The sequence below is a fragment of the Streptomyces sp. NPDC051738 genome (genome assembly GCF_044453205.1).
In the GTDB taxonomy this organism is placed as follows: domain Bacteria; phylum Actinomycetota; class Actinomycetes; order Streptomycetales; family Streptomycetaceae; genus Streptomyces.
The window spans coordinates 1-5,245 of the sequence record NZ_JBITCM010000050.1 but is presented as its reverse complement, the minus strand read 5'-3'; the positions used below and the strand labels follow the sequence as shown (position 1 = coordinate 5,245).

Sequence of the window (5,245 nt, the reverse complement as noted above, 5' to 3'; positions counted from 1 at the left end):
GACCCCGCTCCGCCACCAACACACACGCATCCGCCAGCCCCAACACCCCCGACACATGCGCCGCCACCACCTCACCCACCGAATGACCCAACAGGAAGTCGGGACGGATGCCCCAGGACTCCAGCAGGCGGTACAGGGCGACCTCGACGGCGAACAGCGCGGCCTGCGTGAAGGCGGTGTCGTCCAGCCCTTCGCCCGTGCGCACGATCTGCGCCAACGGCTGTGACAGGCGGCCGTCCAGCTCCGCCGCGACCGCGTCGAACGCCTCGGCGAAGACGGGGTGCGCCGCGTACAACTCCATGCCCATGCCGATGCGCTGGGACCCCTGCCCGGAGAACAGGAACGCGGTCCTGCCCGAGACGCGTGCGCCGCGGGCGACGTACGGCGACGGTGTGCCGGACGACAGGGCGCGCAGCCCGGTCAGCAGCTCCGCGCGGTCGTGGGCGACGAGGGCGGCGCCGTGGTCCAGGACCGCGCGGCGGGTCGCCAGGGTGTAGGCGGTGTCCAGGAGCCCGCTCTCGGGCGTGCTCTCCAGATGGGTGAGCAGGTTGTGTGCTTGCGCCCGCAGGGCCTTGGGACTCTTGCCGGACAGGACCAGCGGTGTGGCCGGCGGGACTGTGTGCTGTGGGGCCGCCGTCGGGGCCGGGCTGCCGGTCTCGGCCGGTTCGTCGGCTGTCGGCGCTTCGATGATGACGTGGGCGTTGGTGCCGCCGAAGCCGAAGGAGGACACGGCGGCGCGGCGGGGGCGTCCGCTCTCGGGCCAGGGCCGGGCCTCGGTCAGCAGCTCCACCGCGCCCGCCTCCCAGTCGACGACCGGGGTCGGCTCCTCGCAGTGCAGGGACTTGGGGAGCACGCCGTGCCGTATGGCTTGGACCATCTTGATGATGCCGCCCACACCCGCGGCGGCCTGAGCGTGCCCGATGTTGGACTTCAACGACCCCAGCAGGAGCGGCCGATCCGCGCCAGGCCGCTCCTGACCGTAGGTGTTCAGCAGCGCCTGCGCCTCGATCGGATCACCCAGCGTCGTACCCGTACCGTGCGCCTCCACCGCGTCCACGTCCGCCGCATTCAGCCGCGCGTTCGCCAACGCCTCACGAATCACCCGCTCCTGCGACGGACCGTTCGGCGCCGTCAACCCATTGCTCGCACCGTCCTGGTTCACGGCCGAACCCCGCACCACCGCGAGCACCGTATGACCATTGCGCCGCGCGTCCGACAACCGCTCCACCAGCAGCAGTCCTGCGCCCTCCGACCAGCCGGTGCCGTCCGCCGACGCGGAGAACGGCTTGCACCGGCCGTCCTCGGCCAGACCACGCAGCCGGGAGAACTCGATGAAGGGCATGGGCCGGGACATGACGGTCACGCCGCCGGCCAGCGCGAGGTCGCACTCACCGCCGCGCAGGGCGTTCGCCGCAAGGTGCAGAGCCACCAGCGACGACGAGCACGCCGTGTCGACGGAGACGGCCGGGCCTTCGAGGCCGAAGGTGTAGGACAGGCGGCCGGAGGCGACGCTGCCGGCGCTGCCGCTGGCGAGGTAGCCCTCCATGCCCTTGGGTACGTCCGCGACGCGTGTGCCGTAGTCGCCGTACATGACGCCGGTGAAGACGCCGGTGCGTGACCCCCGCAACGAGCCCGGATCCACCCCCGCGCTCTCGAACACCTCCCACGCCGTCTCCAACAACAACCGCTGCTGCGGATCCACCGCCGTCGCCTCACGCGGAGACATCCCGAAAAACTCCGGATCAAACAGATCCGCATCATGCAAAAACCCACCATGCCGCGTGTAACTCGCCCCCACACGCTCCGGATCAGGGTCATACAACCCCTCCAGATCCCACCCCCGATTCGAAGGAAACCCACTCACCGCATCCACCCCACCGGCCACCAACCGCCACAACCCCTCCGGCGACGCCACACCACCCGGATAACGGCACGCCATCCCCACAATCGCGATCGGCTCGTGCTGCCTGTCCTCGACTTGGGTCAGGCGCTTGCGGGCGTCGCGGGCGTCGGCAATGGCCCGCTTGAGGTAGTCGCGGAGCTTTGCCTCATCCGTCACGGGTCTCAACTCCAGGAAGAATGTGTGTGGTTGGACAGAAGAAGGCCGTCCGGGCAGCCGTGGGCCGCCGCGGGGCCCGGGGTCAGTCGAGTTCGTCGAGCAGGGCGAAGAGCTCTTCGTCGGTCGCCGAGTCCAGGTCCGGCTCGCCGGCCGGGTCACCGGCGCCGTCCGCCGCGGCCGTGAGCGCTCCTTCGGCCAGCTGCAGCAACTCACGCAGGCTGGACGCCACCTGGGTTCGGGTGGCCTCGTCACCGGCGGCGAGGGCCTCGATGGCCGTCCTGGCGCGTGCCAGGTCGGCGAGGACGGGGCCGGCCGGCGTGGCGGGCTCCGCGCCCGCGGTGATCTCGTCGGCGAGGTGTCCGGCCAGGGCGGCGGGCGTGGGGTAGTCGAAGACGAGCGTGGAGGGCAGCCGCAGGCCGGTCGCGGCGTTGAGCTTGTTGCGCAGCTCCACCGCGGTCAGCGAGTCGAAGCCCAGCTCCTGGAACGAGCGCTCGGCGTCCACCGCGTCCTGCCCGGTGTGGCCGAGCACGTCGGCGGCCTGGGCCCGTACCACGTCGGCCAGGGCCGCCGCGCGCTCGTCCGGTCCGAGTGCGGCGAGCTGCCGTAGCAGGCCGGCCGTGCTGTCGGCCGCCTGGTCGTTCGCGCCGGTCGTGCGGCGGGGCGGGGCGGGTGCCAGGTGGCGCAGCAGCGGATGCGCCTGCTCGCCCTGGCGGCGCAGCACCTGGGTGTCGAGGTGCACCGCCGCCGTCACCGCCTCCGGCCCGACGACGGCCGCGTCGAAGAGGTCCATCGCCGTGTCCGAGGGCAGCGGCCGCAGCCCGAGCCGGGCCAGCCGTCGCAGGTCCGCCTGCGACAGGCCGCCACTGATCGTGCTCGACTCCTGCCACAGTCCCCACGCCACCGAGGTACCGGGCAGTCCGGAGGCGCGGCGGTGGGCCGCCAAGGCGTCCAGGAAGGTGTTGCCCGCCGCGTAGTTGGCCTGGCCGGCATTGCCGATGAGCCCGGCGATGGAGGAGTACAGCACGAACGCCGACAGGGGCAGCTCGCGCGTCAGCTCGTGCAGGTTCCAGGCCGCGTCGATCTTCGGCCGCACCACCGCGTGCAGGCGTTCGGCGGTCAGGTCCCCGATGACGGTGTCGTCCAGCACGCCCGCGGTGTGCACCACCGCGCACAGCGGGGCGTCCTGCGGCACACGGTCCAGGACGGCGGCCAGCTCGGCACGGTCGGCGACGTCGCAGGCGGCGAAGTCGACCACGGCGCCCAGCTCCTCCAGTCGTGCGCGCAGCTCATCGGCGCCCGGGGCGTCGGCACCGCGTCGGCTGAGCAGCAACAGGCGCCGTGCTCCGTGTTCGGCCACCAGATGCCGGGCGACCAGGGCGCCCAGCGTGCCGGTCGCGCCCGTCACCAGCACGGTGCCCCGGTCCCAGCCGGGTTCCGCGCTCTCCCCGGCTTCGGCCGTGGGGCGGGCCAGGCGTGGCGTCAGCAGCCGTCCGTCCCGGATCGCGATCTGGGCCTGTCCACCGTGCACGGCGTCGGCCACGTGCCGGAACTCCTCCTCGGTCCGGGACGCCGGGTCGGCGTCGACCAGGACGATGCGGTCGGGGTTCTCGCTCTGCGCGACGCGCAGCAGGCCCCACAGTCCCGCGTGGGCCAGCTCCGGCACGTCCTCGCCGGCGCCCGTCGACACCGCGCCCCGGGTCACCACGACCAGCCTGGCCGCGGCCAGCCGCCGGTCGGCCAGGAACTCCCGCACCAGGTCCAGCGCCCGGTGCAGGGCGTGGCGGGCGGCAGCGGGCAGGGCCGCACCGGAGGCGGAGGCCTCCTCGGGGGTTTCGGGTGCCCAGACGACCGTGTGCGCACCGGCCTCGGCCGCTGCCGCCAGGTCCGGGTACGACGGCATCCGCGCGTGCGCCCACCGGCCCACGACGGCCCAGCCGGAGGTGTCCGGCTGCGAGCCGGTGTCCGGCACGTCGGCCGTCCACCGCACGGCGAACAGGCCGTCCCGTCCGGCACCGGCGAGGCGCAGCGCGTCGCGCGCCAGCGGGCGCAGCACCAGCGAGCCCGCCGACAGCACCGGCATGCCCGCGCCGTCGGCCACCGTCAGGGTGGCTTCCAGCGTCTCGGGCTGCGGCCGCGTCACCGCGAGACGGACCCTGAGCACCGCGGCGCCCGCCGCGTGCACCCGTACGTCGGACCAGGCGTAGGGGATCCTGGCGGGCGCCGTCTCGTCGTCCGCCACTCCGGGCAGCAGCGCGTGCAGCGCCGCGTCCAGGGCCGCCGGGTGCAGCAGGTAGGCGCTCGCGCTGTCGCGCAGGGCGTCGGGCAGCGCGATCTCGGCGTACAGCTCACCCGGGGTACGCCACAGCCGTCGCAAACCACGGAAGGCGGGGCCGTAGGCGTAGCCGTGCTCGACGAGCCGCTCGTAGGCGGTGCTCAGGTCGATCTCGTCGGCTCCGGCCGGTGGCCAGGCCACGAGTGCGGTGTCCCCGTCGGTGGGCCGCTCGGAGTCGAGCGTGCCGCCGGCGTTGGGGACCCAGTCGCCGTCCGCTGTGCGCGAGTGGATGTCGAGGGTGCGTACCGACCGCTCGTCGGGGGCGCCGACGGCGACCTGCAACTGGACGCCCTCGTCGGCCGACAGCACGAGCGGGGCGGCCAGGTTCAGTTCGGCGACCCGTTCCGCGCCGACCTGCTCCGCGGCCCGCGCGGCCAGTTCGAGCAGCGCCGTGCCGGGCAGCAGTGCCGACCCGGCGACGACGTGGTCCGCGAGCCACGGCTGCGTACGCAGGGACAGGCGTCCGGTGAACAGCGTCTCGTCCCGGCCCGCGACGCCCACGGCGGCCCCGAGCAGCGGGTGGTCCGCCGCGGTCAGGCCCAGGCCGGTGATGTCGCCGGTCGTGGCCGGCGCGTCGAGCCAGTACCGGGAGTGCTGGAAGGCGTAGGTGGGCAGCGGTATCCGGCGGGCCGCGGGCAGGGCGGCCCGCCAGTCGACCTCGGCGCCGCCCATCCACAGCAGCGCGAAGGCGCCGGTGACGGTCTCGGGTTCCGGCCGGCCCTTGCGCAGGGCCGGGGTCAGGACACCGGGTTCCTCCTCGTCGAGGGCTTGTTGGGTCAGTGCGGTGAGGGTGCCGTCCGGACCCAACTCGACGAAACGGGTCACACCCAGCTCCCGCAGACACCGCACACCAT

At 73.6% G+C, this 5,245-nt stretch carries 1 protein-coding gene and 1 pseudogene; both read right to left on the bottom strand.

Features of this window, described 5'->3' with window-relative positions; all coding sequences use genetic code 11:
- Window positions 1-2,050 (bottom strand): annotated as a pseudogene (locus ACIA8X_RS46785) (type I polyketide synthase); the annotation flags it as partial.
- A gap of 91 nt (window positions 2,051-2,141) precedes the next feature.
- Window positions 2,142-5,245, bottom strand: a 3,104-nt coding sequence (locus ACIA8X_RS46780) for an SDR family NAD(P)-dependent oxidoreductase (RefSeq protein WP_399460793.1), incomplete at its 5' end; no start/stop codon positions are given.